This window comes from Nonomuraea sp. NPDC050328 (assembly GCF_044459405.1).
Lineage (GTDB): Bacteria > Actinomycetota > Actinomycetes > Streptosporangiales > Streptosporangiaceae > Nonomuraea.
Map to the genome: position 1 here is coordinate 481,421 of NZ_JBITIW010000001.1, position 18,798 is coordinate 500,218.

The 18,798-nt window shown below is 73.6% G+C and carries 15 protein-coding genes; 5 read left to right on the plus strand and 10 right to left on the minus strand.

All coding sequences use genetic code 11. The features are described 5' to 3' along the window. Positions 1 to 48: 48 nt before the first annotated feature. Complete coding sequence (locus tag ACIBG7_RS02215) at positions 49 to 2,769, minus strand: ATP-binding protein (RefSeq protein WP_397334901.1); 2,721 nt, start codon at positions 2,767 to 2,769, stop codon at positions 49 to 51. A gap of 197 nt (positions 2,770 to 2,966) precedes the next feature. Here ACIBG7_RS02215 and ACIBG7_RS02220 point away from each other — a divergent pair, with 197 nt between their 5' ends. Together ACIBG7_RS02220 and ACIBG7_RS02225 are read left to right on the plus strand one after the other, a co-directional pair. Continuing rightward, entirely contained in the window at positions 2,967 to 3,584 is a 618-nt protein-coding gene (locus tag ACIBG7_RS02220; protein WP_357917117.1) for a LysE family translocator, read from the plus strand. 22 nt (positions 3,585 to 3,606) lie between these two features. Then, positions 3,607 to 4,509: an alpha/beta hydrolase gene (locus tag ACIBG7_RS02225; RefSeq protein WP_397334902.1), complete on the plus strand. Its 903-nt coding sequence runs from the start codon at positions 3,607 to 3,609 to the stop codon at positions 4,507 to 4,509. Here the strand turns inward: ACIBG7_RS02225 and ACIBG7_RS02230 are convergent. From ACIBG7_RS02230 to ACIBG7_RS02245, 4 genes are read right to left on the minus strand one after another with little or no spacing between them, the layout of a single operon-like run. Next, positions 4,502 to 5,689: a hypothetical protein gene (locus ACIBG7_RS02230; protein WP_357917111.1), complete on the minus strand. Its 1,188-nt coding sequence runs from the start codon at positions 5,687 to 5,689 to the stop codon at positions 4,502 to 4,504. The genes ACIBG7_RS02225 and ACIBG7_RS02230 overlap by 8 nt on opposite strands. 9 nt (positions 5,690 to 5,698) lie before the next feature. After that, positions 5,699 to 6,079: a Rid family detoxifying hydrolase gene (locus tag ACIBG7_RS02235; RefSeq protein WP_357917108.1), complete on the minus strand. Its 381-nt coding sequence runs from the start codon at positions 6,077 to 6,079 to the stop codon at positions 5,699 to 5,701. Beyond that, positions 6,076 to 7,134 (minus strand): alanine racemase, encoded by a 1,059-nt coding sequence (locus ACIBG7_RS02240; RefSeq protein ID WP_357917105.1) that lies wholly within the window; start codon positions 7,132 to 7,134, stop codon positions 6,076 to 6,078. The genes ACIBG7_RS02235 and ACIBG7_RS02240 overlap by 4 nt, the downstream gene beginning before the upstream one ends. 31 nt (positions 7,135 to 7,165) lie before the next feature. Further along, the gene (locus ACIBG7_RS02245; RefSeq protein WP_357917102.1) at positions 7,166 to 8,695 is read right to left on the minus strand and encodes an amidohydrolase family protein; all 1,530 of its coding nucleotides are present in this window, start codon (positions 8,693 to 8,695) and stop codon (positions 7,166 to 7,168) included. A gap of 29 nt (positions 8,696 to 8,724) precedes the next feature. Between ACIBG7_RS02245 and ACIBG7_RS02250 the strand changes: the two genes are divergently transcribed. Then, the gene (locus tag ACIBG7_RS02250) at positions 8,725 to 10,242 is read left to right on the plus strand and encodes an APC family permease (protein ID WP_397334903.1); all 1,518 of its coding nucleotides are present in this window, start codon (positions 8,725 to 8,727) and stop codon (positions 10,240 to 10,242) included. 8 nt (positions 10,243 to 10,250) lie between these two features. Here the strand turns inward: ACIBG7_RS02250 and ACIBG7_RS02255 are convergent, their stop codons facing one another. Both ACIBG7_RS02255 and ACIBG7_RS02260 read right to left on the minus strand, forming a co-directional pair. Beyond that, complete coding sequence (locus tag ACIBG7_RS02255) at positions 10,251 to 13,499, minus strand: DUF4153 domain-containing protein (protein ID WP_397334904.1); 3,249 nt, start codon at positions 13,497 to 13,499, stop codon at positions 10,251 to 10,253. Then, entirely contained in the window at positions 13,496 to 14,170 is a 675-nt protein-coding gene (locus ACIBG7_RS02260) for a response regulator transcription factor (protein WP_357917093.1), read from the minus strand. Before ACIBG7_RS02260 ends, ACIBG7_RS02255 begins: the two co-directional genes overlap by 4 nt. Positions 14,171 to 14,244: 74 nt before the next feature. Between ACIBG7_RS02260 and ACIBG7_RS02265 the strand changes: the two genes are divergently transcribed. Beyond that, positions 14,245 to 15,090: an arylamine N-acetyltransferase gene (locus ACIBG7_RS02265; protein ID WP_397334905.1), complete on the plus strand. Its 846-nt coding sequence runs from the start codon at positions 14,245 to 14,247 to the stop codon at positions 15,088 to 15,090. Here ACIBG7_RS02265 and ACIBG7_RS02270 read toward each other — a convergent pair. Beyond that, entirely contained in the window at positions 15,083 to 16,030 is a 948-nt protein-coding gene (locus ACIBG7_RS02270; protein WP_397334906.1) for a GNAT family N-acetyltransferase, read from the minus strand. The two genes, ACIBG7_RS02265 and ACIBG7_RS02270, sit on opposite strands and share 8 nt — an antisense overlap. 188 nt (positions 16,031 to 16,218) lie before the next feature. Between ACIBG7_RS02270 and ACIBG7_RS02275 the strand changes: the two genes are divergently transcribed. After that, on the plus strand, positions 16,219 to 17,718 hold the full coding sequence (locus ACIBG7_RS02275; RefSeq protein WP_397334907.1) for a protein kinase: 1,500 nt from the start codon (positions 16,219 to 16,221) through the stop codon (positions 17,716 to 17,718). Here the strand turns inward: ACIBG7_RS02275 and ACIBG7_RS02280 are convergent. Further along, positions 17,669 to 18,214: a dihydrofolate reductase family protein gene (locus ACIBG7_RS02280; RefSeq protein WP_357917081.1), complete on the minus strand. Its 546-nt coding sequence runs from the start codon at positions 18,212 to 18,214 to the stop codon at positions 17,669 to 17,671. The two genes, ACIBG7_RS02275 and ACIBG7_RS02280, sit on opposite strands and share 50 nt — an antisense overlap. Further along, the gene (locus tag ACIBG7_RS02285) at positions 18,211 to 18,762 is read right to left on the minus strand and encodes an NAD(P)H-dependent oxidoreductase (RefSeq protein WP_357917078.1); all 552 of its coding nucleotides are present in this window, start codon (positions 18,760 to 18,762) and stop codon (positions 18,211 to 18,213) included. The genes ACIBG7_RS02280 and ACIBG7_RS02285 overlap by 4 nt, the downstream gene beginning before the upstream one ends. Positions 18,763 to 18,798 lie beyond the last annotated feature (36 nt).

Here is an 18,798-nt window from a genome sequence, read left to right on the forward strand (position 1 = left end):
GCGCCGAGCGAAGGGCCAAGCAGTTAAAGGAGGCGAAGGGCCGAGCAGTCAGAGGAGGCCGAGGCGGCGGCCTTCGGCGGCGGCGTGGGTGCGGGTGGAGGCGCCGAGCTTGGCCAGGATGTTGGACACGTGCACGCTGACCGTCTTCTGCGCGATGAAGAGCCGCCCCGCGATCTCCCGGTTGGGCAACCCCTCGGCGACCAGCCGAAGGACCTCCAGCTCACGGGCGGTGAGCACCCCGGCGGGCCGTTCGACGAAGCGGGCACGGCGCCCGAACTCCTCCAGCGCGGTCGCCAGGGGCCGGGCCCCGAGCTGGGTGGCGGCGTCACGGGCGAGGGCCCATTCGGCCTGGGCGGCGTCCCGGTCACCGGCGGCGGCGAGGGATTCGGCAAGCCGCCACCGGGCCCGGGCGACCTCGTAGGTGAAGCCGTAGTCGAAGGCGGCCACGACGCCCCGCCACTGGTCGGGCGTGTCCCGGCCGTGGAGGCGGGCCCATTCGGCCTCGGCCCGGGCCATCCAGGCCTGGCCTTCGGGTCCCATGGCGTTGCGGCGGCCGGACGGGCCGGTGGTGTAGCCGTGCCGCGCCGCCTCGATGAGGGCGTCGGCGCCGTCGGTGCGGCCGAGGTCGGCGAGCGCCCACAGGCCGGTGGCGGCGACGCGGATGATGCCGGGGTCGGCCGGGGTGAGCGAGGACAGGACGGCCTCGACGTGCTCCATGGCCGTGGCCGGGTCGCGGTTCCACAGGGCGTGCTCGGCGGCCATGCCCCGGGACATGTACGCGATCAGGTCGTCGGTCCAGAAGGGCCGGAGCAGGTCGAGCCGCTCCTCCACGCCGTCGAGCCCGCGGCCGACCTCGATGAAGAGCGCGAAGGACGACAGCAACGCCTCCTGGACCGTGCCGACCCGGGCGCCGAAGCCGGCGGCGACGGTCTGGGCGTGGTCCCACTCGCCCGCCGCGTAGTGCACGAGGAAGCGGAGGAAGCGCAGGTCGGTGCCGTAGGTGCTCCAGGTGAGCCCGGTCTCCTGCGCCAGGCGGATGCCGCGCGAGGCGAACTCGGCGGCGCCGGACAGGTCGCCGTGGTCGAAGGAGACGCGGCTGCGGATGAACAGGGCGCGCAGGTCGGTGGCCAGGTCGCCGGAGGAGGAGTCGAGGGCCGCGTCGAGGTACTTGAGCCCGCGTTCGAGGTCGCCTTCGAGCTCCTCGTAGACGCCGAGGGTGATGAGGGCGCTGACCTCGGCCTCGCGGGCGCCGCTGCGCTGGGCGACTTCGAGGGCTTCGACGGCGGCCGGGCGGGCCTCGCTGTGCCTCGGGCCCCACCACAGGCAGCGGGCGAGGGTGGACAGGGCGCGGGCGCGGCGGCCGTCGTCGGGGGCGGTGCGGACGGCGTTCTCGGCGATGGCGGTGGCGGACTCGTCCTGGTTGAGCTCGTAGAGGTAGTAGGCCAGCCGCTCCTCCACCTCGGAGGTGGCCGGCAGCGCCTGGAGCTGGGCGACGGCGCGGTGGTTGTCGCCGCTGTCGGAGGCCATGACGGCGCTGCGCAGGGCGAGGGCCAGGCGGTCCTCGCCGGCGAGGGTCTCGGCGTCCGGGACTCGGTCCCACAGGCTGAGCACCTGGTCGTAGTGGCGGTGCGCCTCGGCGGGCGCGCCGTACCGCTCGGCCAGCCGGCCGGCCTCGGCGGAGGCCTTGAGCGCGCCGGCCAGGTCGTGCCCGGCGAGGTGGTGGTGGGCGAGCTCGGCCGGGTCGGTGAGCAGGCGGGCGAAGGCGGCGTGGACGCGGGTGCGCTCGCCGGGCAGCAGGTCGGTGTAGACGGCTTCCTGGAGCAGGGCGTGACGGAAGATGTAGCCGTAGCCGTCGACGCGGAGCAGGCCGCGCGAGACGATCTCGCGGACCGCCTCCTCGAACTCGGCGATGCCCAGGCCGGTGACCTCGCGCAACACCCCGTCGCTCACCTTGCGCCCGGCGACCGCGGCGGCCCGGAGCACGCGCTGGGCCTCCTCCGACAGCACCTCGACCCGGGACATGAGCAGGCTGGCCAGGGTGTCGGGCATCGACTCGCCGTCGGCCGCGGCGGCGAAGAGCTCCTCGGCGTAGAAGGGGTTGCCCTCGGCGCGGGCGACGACCTGGCTGATCACCGCCTGCCGTACCTCACCGAGGGTGGACAGGAAGTCGGTCATGTCGTCGGCGGCGAGCGGGCGCAGCTCCAGGGCGGTCACCGTGGGCAGGCGCTGCAGCTCGGCCAGCACGGGGCGGAGCGGGTGGCGGCGGTGCAGGTCGTCGGTGCGGTAGGTGCCGACCACGCAGACGCGGCCGGACTGGATCATGCGGCTGAGGAAGATCAGCAGGTCGCGGGTGGAGCGGTCGGCCCAGTGCAGGTCCTCCAGGACCAGCAGCACCGGCTGGACCTCGCCCAGCAGGTCGAGCAGGGAGCCGAACAGGCGCTGCTGGGTCAGGCCGGAGGAGGCGCCGCCGTCGAGCATCTCCCCGCGCAGGATCGGCCTGGCCTCGACCGCCTCGCGGATGGACGGCTCGCGCAGGGCGTCGAGGAGCGGGAGGTACGGCAGGGCGTCGCCCAGCTCGGCGCACTGGCCGACCAGGACGTGGAAGCCGCGGTCGCGGGCCTCCTGGGCGAGCTCGGTGACCAGGCGGGTCTTGCCGATGCCCGCGTCGCCGCCGACGAGCGCTACGCCGGCGGTGCCGGACGCGGCGGCGTCCAGCACCTGGACTAGCGCGTCCAGCTCCGTGGAACGGCCGATCAAAACCCTGGTCACGCTGCCACTATGCCATGGGCCGGTGACAACCTGGATTTTGTGGCTGGGTGGGGGCTTTGTGCGCGGCATGATCCGCCGTGGGGGTGCGGACCGCATAGAGGACCAAGGGGAGGCGGGCCCCCACATAGGAATGGTCCGGGGACGGGCAGGGGGAATGGATCTGTCCTCGGGGCGGCGGGCGGCCTAGCGTCGGGTAGATGTTCGCCTGGTCGACGCTGGTCGTCTTCACCACCGCCTCGCTCGCCCTGGTCCTGATCCCGGGCCCCAACCACCTGTACATCACCACCAGGGCGCTCGCGCAGGGGCGGCGGGCGGGGGTGGCGAGCGCGCTGGGGGTGGAGTGCGGGACGCTGGTGCACGTCGCGGCGGCGGCGCTGGGCTTGTCGGTGCTGGTCCGGCAGTCGGCGACGTTGTTCGAGGTGGTCCGGTGGGCGGGGGTGGCCTACCTGGTGTACCTGGGCGTCAGGGCGCTGACGGGCAGGGACGGCGGCGGCGAGCAGGCGGTGAAAGCGCAGCCGCTCAGGGCGGTGTTCCTGGAGGGCGTGCTGGTCAACGTGCTGAACCCGAAGGTGGCGCTGTTCTTCCTGGCCTTCCTGCCCGCCTTCGTGGACCCGGGCCGGGGCGCCCCGGCGGCGCAGATCGCGGTGTTCGGGGTGATCCTCTTCACCCTGGGCCTGATCTCCGACCTGGTCTACGCCTTCGCCGCGGGGGCGCTGGGCACGAAACTGGCCGCCAAGGCGCGCGGGCTGCGGTTGTTCAGCGGCGTGGTGTACCTGGGGCTGGGCGCGGTGACCGCGCTCGCTGGACGCCGGTGACCGCACGGGGAACAATCCTCGCGTGATCAAGCGGCTGCTGCTGGCGCTCGTCCTGTTCCTGCCCGGGTGCGCCCCGGCGGCGGAGCAGTACCAAAAGGAGCCGTACCAAAAGCCACCGGCGGCGCTGAAGGTGGTCGACGAGGAGGCCGACGGCCGCCGGCGCACGCTCACCGTGGAGTCCCCGGCGCTGGGCCGCGAGGCGACGGTGGAGGTGCTCCTGCCGAAGGGCTGGCGAGAGGGCAGCCGTCATCCGCTCCTGCTGCTGCTGGAGGGCTGCTGCCACACCGGCGTCGACTGGATCTCCCGCGGCCACGCCGACGATCTCACCGAGGACCTCGACCTGGTGGTGGTCGTGCCGGAAGGGGGCCGCGCCGGGTTCTACAGCGACTGGGCGAAGGGCCCGAAGTGGGAGAGCTTCCACCTCACCGAGCTGCTCCCGCTGATCGAGCGCAAGTACGGCGCGACCGACCGCCGGGCGGTGGCGGGCCTGTCGATGGGCGGGTTCGGCGCGCTGTCCTACGCCGCCCGCCACCCCGGCCTGTTCCGCGCCGCCGCCTCCTTCTCCGGTCTGCTGGACGCCTCCAGGTCCGACGCCGACTACATCGCCCAGGAGCAGTCGCGCGACCTGTGGGCCGACGACGCCGAGATCGCCCGGCGCAACCCGACCGCCCTGGCCGCCAAGCTGAAGGGCCTGCCGGTCTACGTCTCGTGCGGCAACGGCGAGCCCGGCCCGCTGGACAGCACGACCAGCCGCGACGACGGCGAAGCGGTCATCGAACGCCAGAACCGGACCTTCGTCGAGGCCGCCCGCAAGGCCGGCGTGCGACTCACCGTGAACCTGTACGGCCCCGGCACGCACGCGTGGCCCTACTGGACCCGGGAGCTGGAGAAGGCCCTGCCGATGCTGGTCGAGGCGGTCAGATGAGCGCGGCCGGGATGCGGTCGAGCACCGGGAAGGACATCAGCCCGTAGGCGTAGAAGTCCACCGCCCAGGCGCCGGCCGCCTTGACCCCGCGCACCTTGGCCGCGAGCCGGTCGGCGGAGTCGCTGTCCGGGTAGCCGGGCCGCAGCACCGCCCTGACCTCGCGGTCCTTGCCGACCGAACGCAGGTAGGCGCCCACGTCGTCGGCCACGCGGGCCGCGTCCCGCGCGTAGGCGAGCACGGCGAAGGAGGGCACGAGGTCGCCGAGCGCGACCAGGTCCACCCCGAACTGCCAGGCGTCGTGCGCGGCGAGGCCGGGGGTGGGCAGGCCGTCCTGGTAGCCCTTGACCGAGCCGGTGGAGTCGACGAAGACCAACCGGCTGCCCTCGGCGGCGACCGCCTGGGAGACCTCGGCGACCAGCGAGGTCACCGTCTCGGAGCGGGCCCGCGCGTAGGCGACCACCTCGGGCCCGGCGTAGGCGGTGAGCGCTGCGCGGGTCACCTCGCCCTGCGCGGCCGGGTCGCCGCCCAGGACGCCGCCGACGATGCGCGCGCACTCCTCGCGCGCGCCTTCGGCGTTGACCCCGAGGTCGGCGGCGCGGCTCATGCAGTAGTCGCAGAAGCACAACGCCATCAGGTAGGCGTCCATCGGCCCGAGCGGCACGAAGGAGCGTTCGGCCTTGAGCGGCCGATAGTGCAGCGACTCGGCGACGACGCTGTCCACTCCGAGCCGGGCCACCGCGCGGGCCAGCGAGACGGCGTACTGCCGCACGTCGGGATGGGCCGGGCACAGGTCGGTCGGGTAGCCGCGGTCGCCGAAGCAGTTGCGCACGGTCACGTCGGGGTGCTCGGCGCCGAGGCTGCCGTTGCGCAGGAAGACGGTCCAGCCGTGCAGCTTGAGCCCGCGAGCCCGGCACGCCTCGCCGAGCCCGTCGAAGACGTCGGCGTACCCGGCCGGCGGCCGGAGCCGCTGCCCCGCGAACAGGTCGCCGGGCAGCGGGAAGTGCGCCCCGTCGTGGCGCAGGGTCAGCTTGGACAGCCCGTGCGGCGTCACGTCCCGCGAGCCGTGGTGCACCGCGCCGACCGTCACGCCGGCCACGCCGTACCCACGGATGCGGTCGAGCACCCGCTCCGTGCCCTCGCCTCGCAGGTCCTCGGCGAAGACGTACACCGAACTGTCCACAGGCGAACCTTACGCGCTCTTGTGCGCGACGAAGTCGATCTCGACCAGGATGTCCATGAGGTCGGAGCCGACCGTGGTCCGCACCGGGTACGGCTGGCTGAAGTACGACTTGTACACCTCGTTGTAGGCAGGGAAGTCCCGCTTGAGGTGCTGCAGGTGCACGGTCGCCTTGATCACGTCGTCGAAGCCGAGCCCGTGCGCGGCGAGGATGGCGCCGAGGTTGCGCATCGTCTGGTGGGTCTGCGTCTCGATGTCGTCGCCGACCACCTCGCCGGTGACCGGGTCGAGCGGCCCGGCGCCCGAGGTGTAGACGAAGTCGCCCACCACGAGTCCCTGCGAGTAGGCGCCGACCGGCGCCGCGCCCTCGGTCGTCCTCAGTTCCTTCTTCACAACAGGCTCCTTATCGTTCCGACAACCTGGTAGTCCTCGTCGACCAGCGGCAGCTCGCGCCACTTGTCGAAGGCGGTGCACGGGTGGGAGATGCCGAAGGCGAGCAGTTCACCCACCTGGAGCGTCCCGGCCACCATGGTGTGCTGGTCCTGCATCTTCAGCACCTCGACGCCGGGGCGGCGCGGGATCGGCAGCCCCTCGTCGTAGGGCGCGTCGCGCTTGCCCATGCCGACGATCGCCAGGCCGGGCTCGGGCGTGGACAGCACGTGCGCCCACACCTCCAGCGCGGGCCGCAGCTCGCCCTCGACGCGGTTGAACGGGGTGCGCTCGCGGTAGTAGCCGTCGTCATGCGAGACGTAGGCGCCGCTGCGCAGCACCACGCGGGCCTGGGTGGTGACCAGCTCGCGGGCGATCACGTCGAACCACTGGCTGCCGCCGACCGACAGGATCGGGGTGCGCACGCGCAGGTGTTCCACCGCGTCCTGCAGCACGCCCAGGTACTTGCGCACCTCCGCGGCGTCCTTGAGCGAGCCCTCGTAGCCGGCCACGCCGGCCAGCTCCACCCCGGGCGTCCGCTGCACCAGCGCGGCCAGCTCCAGGAGCTGCTCCAGCGTCCGGCAGCCGGCCCGCCCGCCGGCGTGCCCCAGCTCCACCAGCACCCGGTACGGCCGGCCGCCCGCGCGGGCGGCCAGCAGCTCGACGCTCGCGGCCGAGTCCACGAAGCTGTACAGCTCGAAGCCGGGGTCGCGCTCCAGCTCGGCGCGCGCCCAGTCGAGCCCGGCCGGGTCGACGAGCTGGTTGGCCACGATCAGCCGCCGGGCCCCGAAGCCCCGGGCGATGCGGGCCTGCGCCGGCGTGGCCACGGTCAGCCCCCACGCGCCCGCGTCGAGCTGCATCCGGGCGATCTCCGGCGACAGGTGCGTCTTGGCGTGCGGGGCGAAGGCGAGGCCGTGGTCGCGGGTGAAGGCGGCCATGGTCGCGATGTTGTGCTCCAGCGCGGCCCGGTGCACGACCATCAGGGGGAACTCATACGACCCGTCGAAAACAGACCCCACCGAAACCCCCTTTTGTCCGCGTCCGACCCTATCAACGCAGGGCCCGGCCTGCGGTCGCCCCGGTCAGGGCTCCCCCGGCCAGCACCCTGGTGCCCGACACGAGCACGTCGTCCACGCCGGTCGCCACCGCCCGCGGCTGGGCGTAGGTCGCCACGTCGCCGACCGTGCGCGGGTCGATCAGCACGAGGTCGGCCACGAAGCCGGGCCGTACCAGCCCGCGCCCGTCCAGGCCGAAGCGCCGGGCGGGGTGCGAGGCCAGGTGGACCACGGCCTCCGGCCAGCTCCAGTCGCCCAGCTCGCGCACGTGCCGGCCGAGGAAGCGGGCGAAGGCGCCGAAGCCGCGCGGGTGCGGGTGGCCGCCCACGTAGATGCCGTCGGAGCCGCCGGTCTGCGCCGGATGCCGCAGCACGCGCCGCACCGACTCCTCGCCCTCGGGACCCTCGTCCGGCCTGGCGGAGACGCAGCCCGCCTCCAGCCGCGTGTCGATCAGCAGCCGCCGGCAGAACTCCGCCGGGGTGGTCCCGGCCCGCTCGGCGGCCTCCGGGACGGTCAGCCCCTCGGCCCACTCCGAGCCGGGCGCGTGCGAGACGGTCAGCCGGGGCCAGGTGTCGGCCAGCGAGGCCCAGTGCTCGTCGAGCCCGTCGGACTCCAGCACCTCGATCGCCCGCTCCACCTCGGCGGCGGGCACCGACGGCGGCAGCACCACCATCGCCAGGATCGTGCTGCCGCGCAGGTAGGGGTAGCTGTCGAAGCTCAGGTCGACGCCCTCGCCGAGCGCCCGCTCGACCAGCGGCAGCAGCACGTCGGCCGGGCCGTGCAGGTGGGAGACGTGCGCGGCGACGCCCGACGCCTTCGCGATCTCGGCCACCTCCGCCATGCCGACCCCGGCTCGCACGCCGTACGCGCGCATGTGCGTCACGTACGGCAGGCGGCCCAGCGGCCGGCAGAGCGCGGCCAGCTCGGCGGTGCCGGCGTAGCGGCCCGGCAGGTACTCCAGCCCCGTGGACAGCCCGGCCGCCCCTTCGGCCAGCCCGGTCTCCACGTGCCGGACCATCGCGGCGAGCTGCTCGCGCGACGGCTCCTCGGGCGAGGCCCCCATGACGTCGTAGCGGATCGTGCCGTGCGGCAGGAGGTAGGCGGTGTTGAGCGCGGTCGCCCGGTCGTAGGCGTCGAGCAGTTCCGCCACCGACAGCGGCCCTTCCGGGCGCGGCAACGACCCGTTCACCGCGGCGAAGTACCTGGTCGCATAGGCTACGGTGGTCGCCGAGCCGGGCGCGAACGACAACCCGTCCTGGCCGAGCACGAACGTGGTCACGCCCTGCCGCAGCGCGGCGAGCTGGACCTCGGGGTCGAACACCACCGCATCTCCGTGGGCGTGGCAGTCGACGAAACCCGGCGCCACGAAGCGCCCGGTGGCGTCGATCACCTCGCCCGCCGCCGCGCCCTCCAGCCGCCCCACGGCGGTGACGCGCGTGCCGTTGATGCCGATGTCGGCCCTGAAGGCCGGGGCTCCGGTGCCGTCCAGCACGCGCCCGCCGGTGATGACCACGTCAAAAGTCACGCAAAGGATTGAACCACCCGGGAGACTGATTGAAGGACAAGGGGCTGCGGGGAGCCTTGGCGGACAAGGGGCTGCGCCACGACGCGATCGGCCTCTGGGACAACGCGATCATCGGCATCGCGTCCACCTCCCCCGCCTACTCCATCGCCTGCACGATCGGCTATGTCGTCATCGCCGTCGGCCTGCAGGCGCCCGCCGCGGCGATCGTCGCGTTCGTGCCGATGTTGTTCACCGCCTTCGCCTACCGCGAGCTCAACCGGGCGGTGCCCGACAGCGGGACCGCCTTCACCTGGGGCGCCAAGGCCTTCGGCCCGGTCGTCGGGTGGCTGGGCGGCTGGGGCGTGGCGATGTCCGGCACGCTGGCCCTGGCCAACGTCGCCGAGGTGGCCGCGCAGTACGGCCTGCGGCTGATCGGCCAGGACGAGCTGGCCGGGAACCGGGTCGCGCTGACGGTGATCGGCGCGGCCAGCATCGCGGTGATGACCTGGGTCAGCACCCGCAGTCTGGAGTTCGGCGCGAAGATGCAGCGCTGGCTGACCGCGATCCAGATCGGCGCGCTGATCCTGTTCAGCGTGGTCGCGCTGTGGCGGGTCTACGCCGGCGACGCCCTGGACACCTCGGTGCGGCCGAGCTGGGAGTGGTTCAACCCGTTCGCCTTCGACTCGGTCTCCAGCTTCACCCAGGCCTTCCTGCTGATGCTCTTCATCTACTGGGGCTGGGACTCCTGCCTGGCGGTCAACGAGGAGACCACCGACCGCCACCACACGCCGGGCCGCGCCGCGCTGCTGTGCTCGGTGATCCTGCTCGGCGTCTACACGCTGACCACCGTCGCTCTCCTGGCGTACGGCGGAGCCGGGGACGGGCCGACCGGCCTGGGCAACGAGGACATCGCCGACGACGTCTTCGCCGCGCTCAGCGACTCGGTGCTCGGCCCGCTGGCGATCATCGTGGTCATCGCGGTGCTGATCTCGGCGGTCTCCTCCACGCAGACCACCATCCTGCCCACCGCCCGCGGCCTGCTGGCGATGGCCGCCTACCGGGCGCTGCCGCAGCGCTTCGCCAAGGTCAACCCGAAGTACGGCACGCCGTCGTTCTCCACCACGGTCATGGGCATCGTGGCGATCTGCTACTACGTGGGCCTGTCGCTGATCAGCCAGAACGTGCTCTACGACTCCGTGGCCTCCCTCGCCCTCGCGGTCGCCTTCTACTACTCCATCGTGGCCTTCTCCTGCGTCTGGTTCTTCCGCCGCGACCTGCGCAGGTCGGCTCGCGACCTGTGGTTCAAGGGGATCTTCCCGCTGCTCGGCGGCATCATCATGCTGGCCGCCTTCGTGCGGAGCGCGATCGACATGTGGGACCCGGAGTACGGCGAGACCTCCCTGCTCGGCGTCGGCGGCGTCTTCGTGATCGGCATCGGCTCGCTGGCGGTGGGGGTGGTGCTGATGATGCTCTGCTGGCTGCGTGAGCCCGCCTACTTCCGCGGGCGCACGCTCACCGCCGACACCGAGGTCCTGGTCCCCGAGGAGGGCACCCCCACCGGCCTGTGACCCGGCGATCACCGGGACGGGCAACTGGCCGACTCCACGATCGGGCGCTTGACCAGCACGTCGTGCGCCCGCACCCGGGCGAGGTTCCAGGAGTTCCACTCCGGCGCCTTGCGCACCCCCGTGGCGATCTCGCGCAGCAGGCAGGAGCGTTGCGGCTCCGGCAGCCGGTCGAGCGCCGGCACCGCGTCGGCGCCCAGGTCGCGCAGGTAGCCGTAGTCCACCCGGTCGACGCCGCGGGCCACCTGCGACTCCGCCACCCGGGCCTCGGGGTCGACCGCGGCGAAGCCGACCAGGCCGAGGGCGCTGACCAGCACCACCGTGCGCGGCAGCCAGACCGTGCCGCGGCCGGCCAGCCGTACCGCGCCGGCGATCAGGACCAGCGCGAAGATCGCGGCCAGCCACCAGATCGCGGCCTGCACCGAGATGCGCAGCCGCGACAGGCCGTAGGCCTCGGTGTAGAGGTCCATGCGGTGCAGCGCGGAGAACAGGATCACCAGGGTGAGCGCGCACAACGTGCCGAGCTCGGCGGCGAGCACCAGCCGGGCCCGGCCGCGCGCCCGCACCACCACGCTGGCCACGGTGACGATGGCCAGCACGATGAAGCTGACCACGGCGAGCTGGAAGAAGCCCTGCCGGGCGTACTCGGCGTAGGTCAGCCCCGCCGTGCGCACCACCCGCTCCGCGCCGCCGAACAGCACCGCGATCTGCAGCACCACGAAGACGCCGAACAGCAGGTTGAGCGCGGTCAGCGGAAGCATCCACAGGCTCGGGCTGAGCTTCAGCTTGAGCGACGGGCTGGCCGGGTCGTTGATCGGCCGCAACGCGACCAGCACCACCGAGGCGAGCAGGACCGCGATCAGCACGAACACCACCAGCCGGCCCGGGATCGACTCCGCCCACTCCGGCGTGGCCAGCACCCGCTCCACGAAGCTGGCGAAGACCGCGTCCGCCGAGGCGAACAACGCGCCGAACACCAGCAGCAGCACGGTGGTGATGCCGACCGCGCCCACCGCGGGCAGCAACCGCTTGCGGGTGGCGGGGCGGCGCAGAGGCTCGGCCAGGAACCAGGGCGCGGGCGCCAGCGACAGCAGCGCCGCGGCGGCGCCCCTGATCACGCCGAGCCAGCCCGCCCCGGCGCCGGAGATCGCCAGTGCGGCCACCGCGCAGCCCAGCGCCAGCGCGGGCAGCACGTACCAGGTCGCGTCGCGCCAGGCGGCCACCGCGACCAGGGCGAGCGCGACCGCGCCCAGTGCCGCGGTCCAGGGGGTCATGCGCTTGAGCGCCGCGGGGACCGCCGCGCCGGCCAGGACCAGGAAGGTGAGCACCAGACCCAGGCCGGCCTGCGACTCGGGCAGCGCGATCGCGCCGAACACGCCCGCCCCCGCCGCCGCCGGGAGCAGCCAGCGCGGGGTGTCCGGCAGGTCGGGGCGGGGGAACAGCGGTGGCGGCACGTACGGCGGGAGCGGCTGGCCGGGGGATGGGGGCGGGGTGGTGGCCTGCTGGTAGACCCTGGCCCTGCTGGAGGCTCCCGACGCGGCGCCCACCACGGCGCCCCCCAGCGTGACCAGCACCAGCGCCACGGCGCCGGCGCCCTCCTCGTCTATCGCGACTACGGCGAAGACGGCGGCGACCATGCCGAGGATGAAGCCGACGACCGACCCGAGCAGCCCGCCGAACACCACCCGCGCCAGCCCGGGCACCGGCGTCTCGCCCGCCCGCAACACCGGCACCGGCGGCACGGCCGGGACACCCGGAACCGACGGGCTGCCCGGCCCGCCCGGCACCCCCGGGACCCGAGGACCCCCAGGGACCCCAGGGACCCCCGGGACCCCCGGGACCCGCGGTTCCGCCCCGGCCCCGGCCTCGTCCGGCCGCACGTCCGTCCCCGGCCCGGTGGCCGCCCCGACCCCCGCCGGGACGGTCACCAGGTCGGTGGGAGAGCCGGCAGGGACCGGGCCGACGGCGGGGCCGGTGGACGGCACAGTGGAGGGGCCGGTGGAGGGGCCGACTGAGGGGCCGACTGAGGGGCCGGTGGAGGGATCGGCGGGCTGGGCGGCGGAAGGGGCGACCGCGGGGGTGGTCGGGGCCGCCCCGGCGGGCAACCCGGCCGCGACCGGTTCCCCGGCCGGCGACGCGGCCGCCGAGACGGTTGGGGACGCGGCCGACGACCCGGCCGCCGACGCGGCAGGGGAGGTGGCCGGGGATGCCGGGCCGGGGTCGGTTGCTGGGGGTTCGGTGGGCGAGGGTTGCTTGCCCAGCTCCGCGTCCTGCGGTCCGTCGAGTGCCATCACAAGCCTCCCCGGTAACGCGACGACCATCCGGCACCCCGGTCCGTCGCCGATGTGGATGGAGCCGCCGTGCAGTTCGACGATCTCCTTGACGATGGCCAGCCCGAGCCCCGCGCCCCCGGCGTCGGCCGCGCGGGCGGCGTCCAGCCGGGAGAAGCGCTCGAACACCCTGGCCCTGGCCGACTCGGGGATCCCCCGCCCCTCGTCGGCCACCACGAGCTCCCGCTCGTCGGCGCGCACGGTCACGACCCCGCCCGCGGGGCTGTGCCGTACGGCGTTGTCCAGCAGGTTGGCCAGCACCTGCGCGAGCAGGTCGGGGTCGGCGAGGACCACGAGCCCGCGCGGCACCGCCATCTCCACCCGGACGTCCTCGCGCGCCGGTGCGGCCTCCTCGACCGCCTGGCGGACCAGGGCGGCCAGCTCGACCTCGTCCTCCTCGATCAACCGCGCCCCGGACTCCAGGCGCGACAGGTCGAGGAGTTGCGCGGCCAGCCGGCCGAGCCGTTCGGTCTGGGCGAGCGCGGTACGCAGGGCCTCCGGCGGCGAGACGCCGTCGATCACGTTCTCCAGGACGGCGCGCAGCCCGGTGATGGGCGTGCGCAGCTCGTGGCTGGCGTTGGCGACCAGTTCGCGGCGCTGCCGGTCGACCGCGCCGAGGTCGGCGGCCATCGCGTTGAAGGCGCGGGCCAGCTCGCCGACCTCGTCGCGGGAGGTCGCGCGCACGCGCAGGTCATAGCGGCCCTTGGCGACGATCTGGGCGGCCCGGGCCATCTCGCGCAGCGGCCGGGTCATCCCCCAGGCCAGCACCTGGACCATGGCCAGCCCGAGCGCGACGGCGACGGCGATCCGCCAGCCGCGCGCCAGGTCGGTGAGCAGCACCTCGTAGACGAAGAAGGCCACGGCCAGCGCGGCCACGATGAGCAGGCCGAGCTTGACCTTGATCCGGCCCAGGAAGTCGAGCGGCCTCACCGGCGCACCAGCGCGTAGCCGACCCCGTGGACAGTACGGACCACGTCGGGGCCGAGCTTACGGCGCAGCGCCCGGACGTGGCTGTCCACCGTGCGGGTGGCGGCGGCCTCGGAGAAGCCCCACACGTCCGACAGCAGCCGGTCGCGCTCGAAGACCTGGCCGGGCCGCTCGGCCAGCCGGCGCAGCAGGTCGAACTCGGTCCTGGTGAGCTGCGCCTCCGTCCCGGCCACGAAGACCCGGCGGGCGGCGGTGTCGATCTCGACCTCGCCGACCCGGATCACCGTGTCCTCGACGGCCAGTTGCGCGGCCCGTTCCACCCGGCGCAGCAGCGCGTGGATGCGGGCGACCAGCTCGCGCATGCTGAACGGCTTGGCGAGGTAGTCGTCGGCGCCGACCCCGAGGCCGACGAGCACGTCGGTCTCCTCGCCGAGCGCGGTCAGCATCAGCACGGGCACCGGCCTGGCCGCCTGCATCCGGCGGCACACCTCCAGGCCGTCCAGGCCGGGCAGCAGCCGATCGAGGATGACCAGGTCGGGGTCGGACCTGCCGTACTCCGCCACGGCCTCCGCGCCGTCCCCCGCGACGCGCACGTCGAACCCCTCGGCCGCGAGCCGGTCGCGTACCGCCAGGGCGATCGTCTCGTCGTCTTCGACCAGCAGAACCCGTTTCACAGGTCTAGAGCGTAGAGACGGGGCGTGCAGAAAGGCATGCCCCGGTTGTGCACATCTCGTGCAGACTTGGGGCAGTGGACATCCCCTCGTACCTTCGCCGGCTCGGCCGCCCCGACCTGCTCGGCGCTCCGGCGACGCTGGAGACCCTGACCGCCCTGCACGCCGCCCACGTGGAACGCGTGCCGTACGAAGTGCTCGACATCTGGCTGGGCCGCCCCACCGGGATCGACCCGGCCGAGTCGGCCGCGCGCATCGTGAGCGGGCGCGGCGGCTACTGCTACCACCTCAACGGCGCCTTCGCCGCGCTGGCCACGGCCATGGGCTTCCGGGTCGGCCGGCATGTCGGCGGCGTGCACACCGCCGACGCCCCGCCCGCCATCACCGGCAACCACCTCGTGCTCACCGTCGAGCTGCCGGAGGGCCGCTACCTGGCCGACCTCGGGCTCGGCGACGCGCTGCACGAGCCGCTGCCGCTGGCGGAGGGCCGCTACCGGCAGGGCCCCTTCGAGTACGGCATGCGTCCCTCGGTGGTCGCGCCGGGCGGCTGGCGGCTGGAGCACGACCCGAGCGGCAGCTTCGCCGGCATGGACTTCGCCCTGGAGGAGACGAAGATGTCGGCCTTCACGGCCATGCACGAGCACCTCACCACCTCGCCCGAGTCGGGCTTCGTCCGCACCGCCGTGGTCCAGCGCCGCGACCGGGCCGGGGTGGACAACCTGCGCGGGCTGGTCCTGACCCGGCTCGGCCACGGCGCCCATCGCACGACGCTGGAGACCGCCGCCGACTACTTCGCCGCCCTCGCCGACGTCTTCGGCCTCACCCTGGAGGACGCGACCGAGGAGGAGAAGGCGTTGCTGTGGAAGCGGGTCCACGCCGCCCACCAGGCCTGGCTGAACGGCACGGACCCGGCGGTCACGTGAAGATCATCCGGCGGCCGGTGACTCGGTAGCCTGCGCGGGCGAAGGTGGCGGCCATGGGGTGGTTGCCGACGTCGGTGTTGTCCAGCACGTACGGCCGGCCCTCGGCGGCGAACAGGTGCAGCGCCTCGGCCAGCAGGTCGAAGGCGTAGCCCCGGCCCCGGTGGCGCCGGTCGACGCCGATGTACCCGATGGTGGCGAAGCGGCCGTTGTCCACCGGCAGGACCATGCCGACCAGGTCCCCGGCGGCGTCGTAGCCGTACCGCCAGCGGCTCCGCCCGGGGTCCATGTCGTTCAGCGACTCCAGCGCGTGCCCGGCCGCGCCCTCCACGCCCAGCTCGCGCACGTCGCGCAGGTCGTAGGCGTCGAGGCTGCCGCTGACGATCTGCTCCAGCAGCCCGCGCAGCGGCTCGTCGCCGGGGCCGACCGGCTCGAAGGTGAGCCGGGTGGAGCGGGGCGGCAGCCCCCACTCCGGTTCCCAGCGCTCGGCCAGCCGCTCGACCAGCAGCGTCAGGCCGGCCCGCTCGGCGGCCTCGATGCGGACGCTCGCCTCGGCGAACGCGTCCGGCCGCTCGCGCCAGTCGGGCGGCAGGAACAGGCTGTACTCGGGACGCTTGGACCCCCACGGATGCACGTAGTCCGGCCCCACCAGCGCGACGTAGGCGGCGACGAGCAACGCGGCGCCGGTCTCGACGGTGTCGAAGTCGAAGTGGTCGAGCGCCCACGGGTGCTCGGCCCCCGCCGGACCCCAGAAGGCGGCGCGGCCGACCACCTCGTCGCCGCGCTGGGCGAGCCACAGCCAGTCGGGCCGGTACTCCTCCAGCAGGTCCTCGAACGGTTTGGCGCGCACGCCGACGCCGGTCACGGGCAGCGGAGCGGTGATCGCGGAGAACAGCTTGAACTCGCCCTCGTCACGCAGAGGGCGGAAGACCAGATCGGTCACGGGACTTGCTCCTGAAGGCTAGGAGCGCTCCCTGAGGCGGGAGCGCCGGGAGACTGCGGAAAACACGGCGTCCTCACCTCCTAAGGGCTTTTGTCCTGGTCGAGCTGGAGATCGACACTAATGGCAACCTTCGCAAACCACAACACTCGATGGCTATGCCGGTCGAACTCCAGATATCGTTCACTTTCATGAAGCTGGCCGGGCGTTATCGGCTACTGAACCCCCTCGGCGACACGGACAGTGCCGTACGGCTGGCCTTCGACGAGGCGCTGCATCGGGACGTGGCCGTCAAAGAGCTGCGGGTTCCGCCGGAACTGCGACAGAACGCGGTGCACGACGCGCGTGCCGCCGCCGGGTTGCGCCACCCCTCGCTCGTCCCCGTGCACGAGGTGCTGGACGAGGGCTGGGTGGTGATGGAGTTCGTCTCCGGCGGGTCGCTGGAGGCGGCGGTCGCCTCCCGGCACCCGCTGCCCGTCGCGCAGGCGGCGCGGATGGGGTTGCAGGTCTTCCACGCGCTGGCCACCGCGCACGGGGCCGGGCTGGTGCACGGGCGGGTCAACCCGGGCAGCGTGCTGCTCACCACCACCGGGCGGGCCGTGCTCACCGGGCTGTGCGGGCCGCGGCCCGGGCTCCCGGCGTCGGCCGACCTCTGGTCGCTGGCGGCCACCTTGCACTTCGCGCTCGAAGGGCGGCCGCCCGGTAACGAGCCGGCCGCCGGTGGGGATCCGCTGCGGACGCTCATCCGGGACATGCTGGACGGGCAGGTGCCGGCGGAGACGGTGGGGGTGGTGCTCAACAACCTGGCTCTGCCGCAGCCCCCTGCTCCGCCGCCCCCGCCGCCGCCACTGCCCGGGCCGGTCGGGCCGCCGCCGCCCGCATGGGAGGAGGCGGCGGTGCAGCAGCGGCCGAGGACGGACCTGGTCGAGCCGCCCAAGCGGGGGCTCCTCGGGAGGTTCCGGCGCAAGCGGAACGACGCCCCGGCGCCTGCGGTGAGCGCGCCCGCCCCGGCCATGGGTCCGCCCGCGCCGGTGCTGCGTCCGCCCGCGCCGGTGCTGCGTCCGCCCGCGCCGGTGCTGGGGACGCCCGCGGCGCCGCTGGCGATGCCCGAGCCGCCTGCCGTACCCGAGCCCGTGCCGCCTGCCGTACCTGAGCCCCAGCCCGCACCGCCTGCCGTGCCTGAGCCGGTGCCCGTACCGCCTGCCGTACCCGAGGTGGAGTCCCAGGAGGTGCGGCTGGATCAGTTGATCGGGGCCGACGGCCCCTTGCCGCCCGCGGAGGTGGCCGGGGTGGGGCTGGCGTTGCTGGAGCACCTGGCCGGCCTGCACGCGCAGGGCGGCCAGCACGGCGACGTCCGCCCGGCCAGCGTGCTGCTGGACGCCGAGGGCCGGGCCTCGCTCGCGCCCCCGCAGCCACAGTTGGGCAACAGCCCGTACACGCCGCCGGAGGGCCGGATGGGCCCGGCCTCGGACCTGTGGTCGCTGGGCGCGACGTTGTACACCGCCGTGGAAGGCCGGCCGCCGTCGCCCGGTGCGCCGCTGACCAGGGCGGAGGGCCTGGCGCCGTTGCTGTTCCGGCTGCTGGCCGGCGACCCGGCGCAGCGCCCCGCTCCGGAGGCGCTGCGCGAGGAGCTGAGACTGATCAGCTCTCAGCCTTCGGACGCAGGCACAGCACGACCACCCCGTTACTGAAGGTCTTGACCTCGGCGAGCTCGAGCTGCCCGGCGCTGCCCTCGTGGTAGATGAGCCCGTCGAGGCCACCACGCCCGACGATCTCCGGGTGCACCCACAGCCGCAGCTCGTCGAGGAGCCCGTTCTCCAGCAGCGTGCGGGCGACCGGCCCGTAGCCGTACATCAGGATGGTGCCCTCCAGCCCGCGCACCGCCTCGACGAGGTCGCCCTCCAGGACCTGCGTGTTGGTCCAGTCGGCCTTGTCCATCGTGGTCGAGGCGACGTACTTGGGCATCGAGTTGAACCGGTCGGCGAACTCGTCCTGCCCGGCGCGGGCCGACCACGCCTCGGCGAAGCCCTCGTAGGTCAGCCGGCCCATGAGCATGGCGTCGCTGGAGAAGAGCTGCTCGTAGGCCAGGGCCCCGGCCTCCTCGTTGAAGTACTTGAGCGACCACTCGTGCGGGTTGCTCTGCACGCCGTCGAGCGAGACGTAGGTGGAGTTGATGATCTTCCTCATGAGGTCGTCCTTCCGGTGCGGAGGGCTTTGGCCCACCAGATGAGCTGGTCGAGGGTCGTCTTGGCGGCGAGCTCGCAGTCGGCTCCCGCCCTGGGCCAGCCGCCGTCGGGGGCGAACAGGTCCCAGTAGTTCGGCAGGGAGACAGTCTCCCTGATCGGTACGGCACGCAGCTCGATGAAGATCTGCCGGAGCTGCGCCACCGCGAGGTGCCCGCCGGTCTCCCTCCCGTAGGAGACGAAGGTGACCGGCTTGGCGTGCCACTCGTCGAAGTACCAGTCGAGCGCGGTCTTCAGGGGCGCGGGAAAGCTGTGGTTGTACTCGGGGGTGACGATCACGAAGCCGTCGGCCTCGCCGAGCCGGAGCCCGAGTTCGGCCACCGCGGGCGGGGCCGTGTCCTCCAGCGTCTCGGGGAGCCGCGTCTCGGCCAGGTCGATCAGGTCGACCGTCACCCGGCGGCGCGCCTTGGCGGCGAACCAGCCGGCCACCGTGGGGCCGAACCGTCCGCGCCTGGTGCTCGCGATGATGACCGCGATCCGCAGCTCTTCCATGTCTTCACCCTGACCGAGTGCCCTTACCGAAGTCTT

Bases quoted from the DNA above. Each gene is read 5' to 3' on its own strand.
- ACIBG7_RS02285 (WP_357917078.1), bottom strand. From the start codon at position 18,762: ATGGAAGAGCTGCGGATCGCGGTCATCATCGCGAGCACCAGGCGCGGA.
- ACIBG7_RS02275 (WP_397334907.1), top strand. From the start codon at position 16,219: ATGAAGCTGGCCGGGCGTTATCGGCTACTGAACCCCCTCGGCGACACG.
- ACIBG7_RS02220 (WP_357917117.1), top strand. From the start codon at position 2,967: ATGTTCGCCTGGTCGACGCTGGTCGTCTTCACCACCGCCTCGCTCGCC.
- ACIBG7_RS02280 (WP_357917081.1), bottom strand. From the start codon at position 18,214: ATGAGGAAGATCATCAACTCCACCTACGTCTCGCTCGACGGCGTGCAG.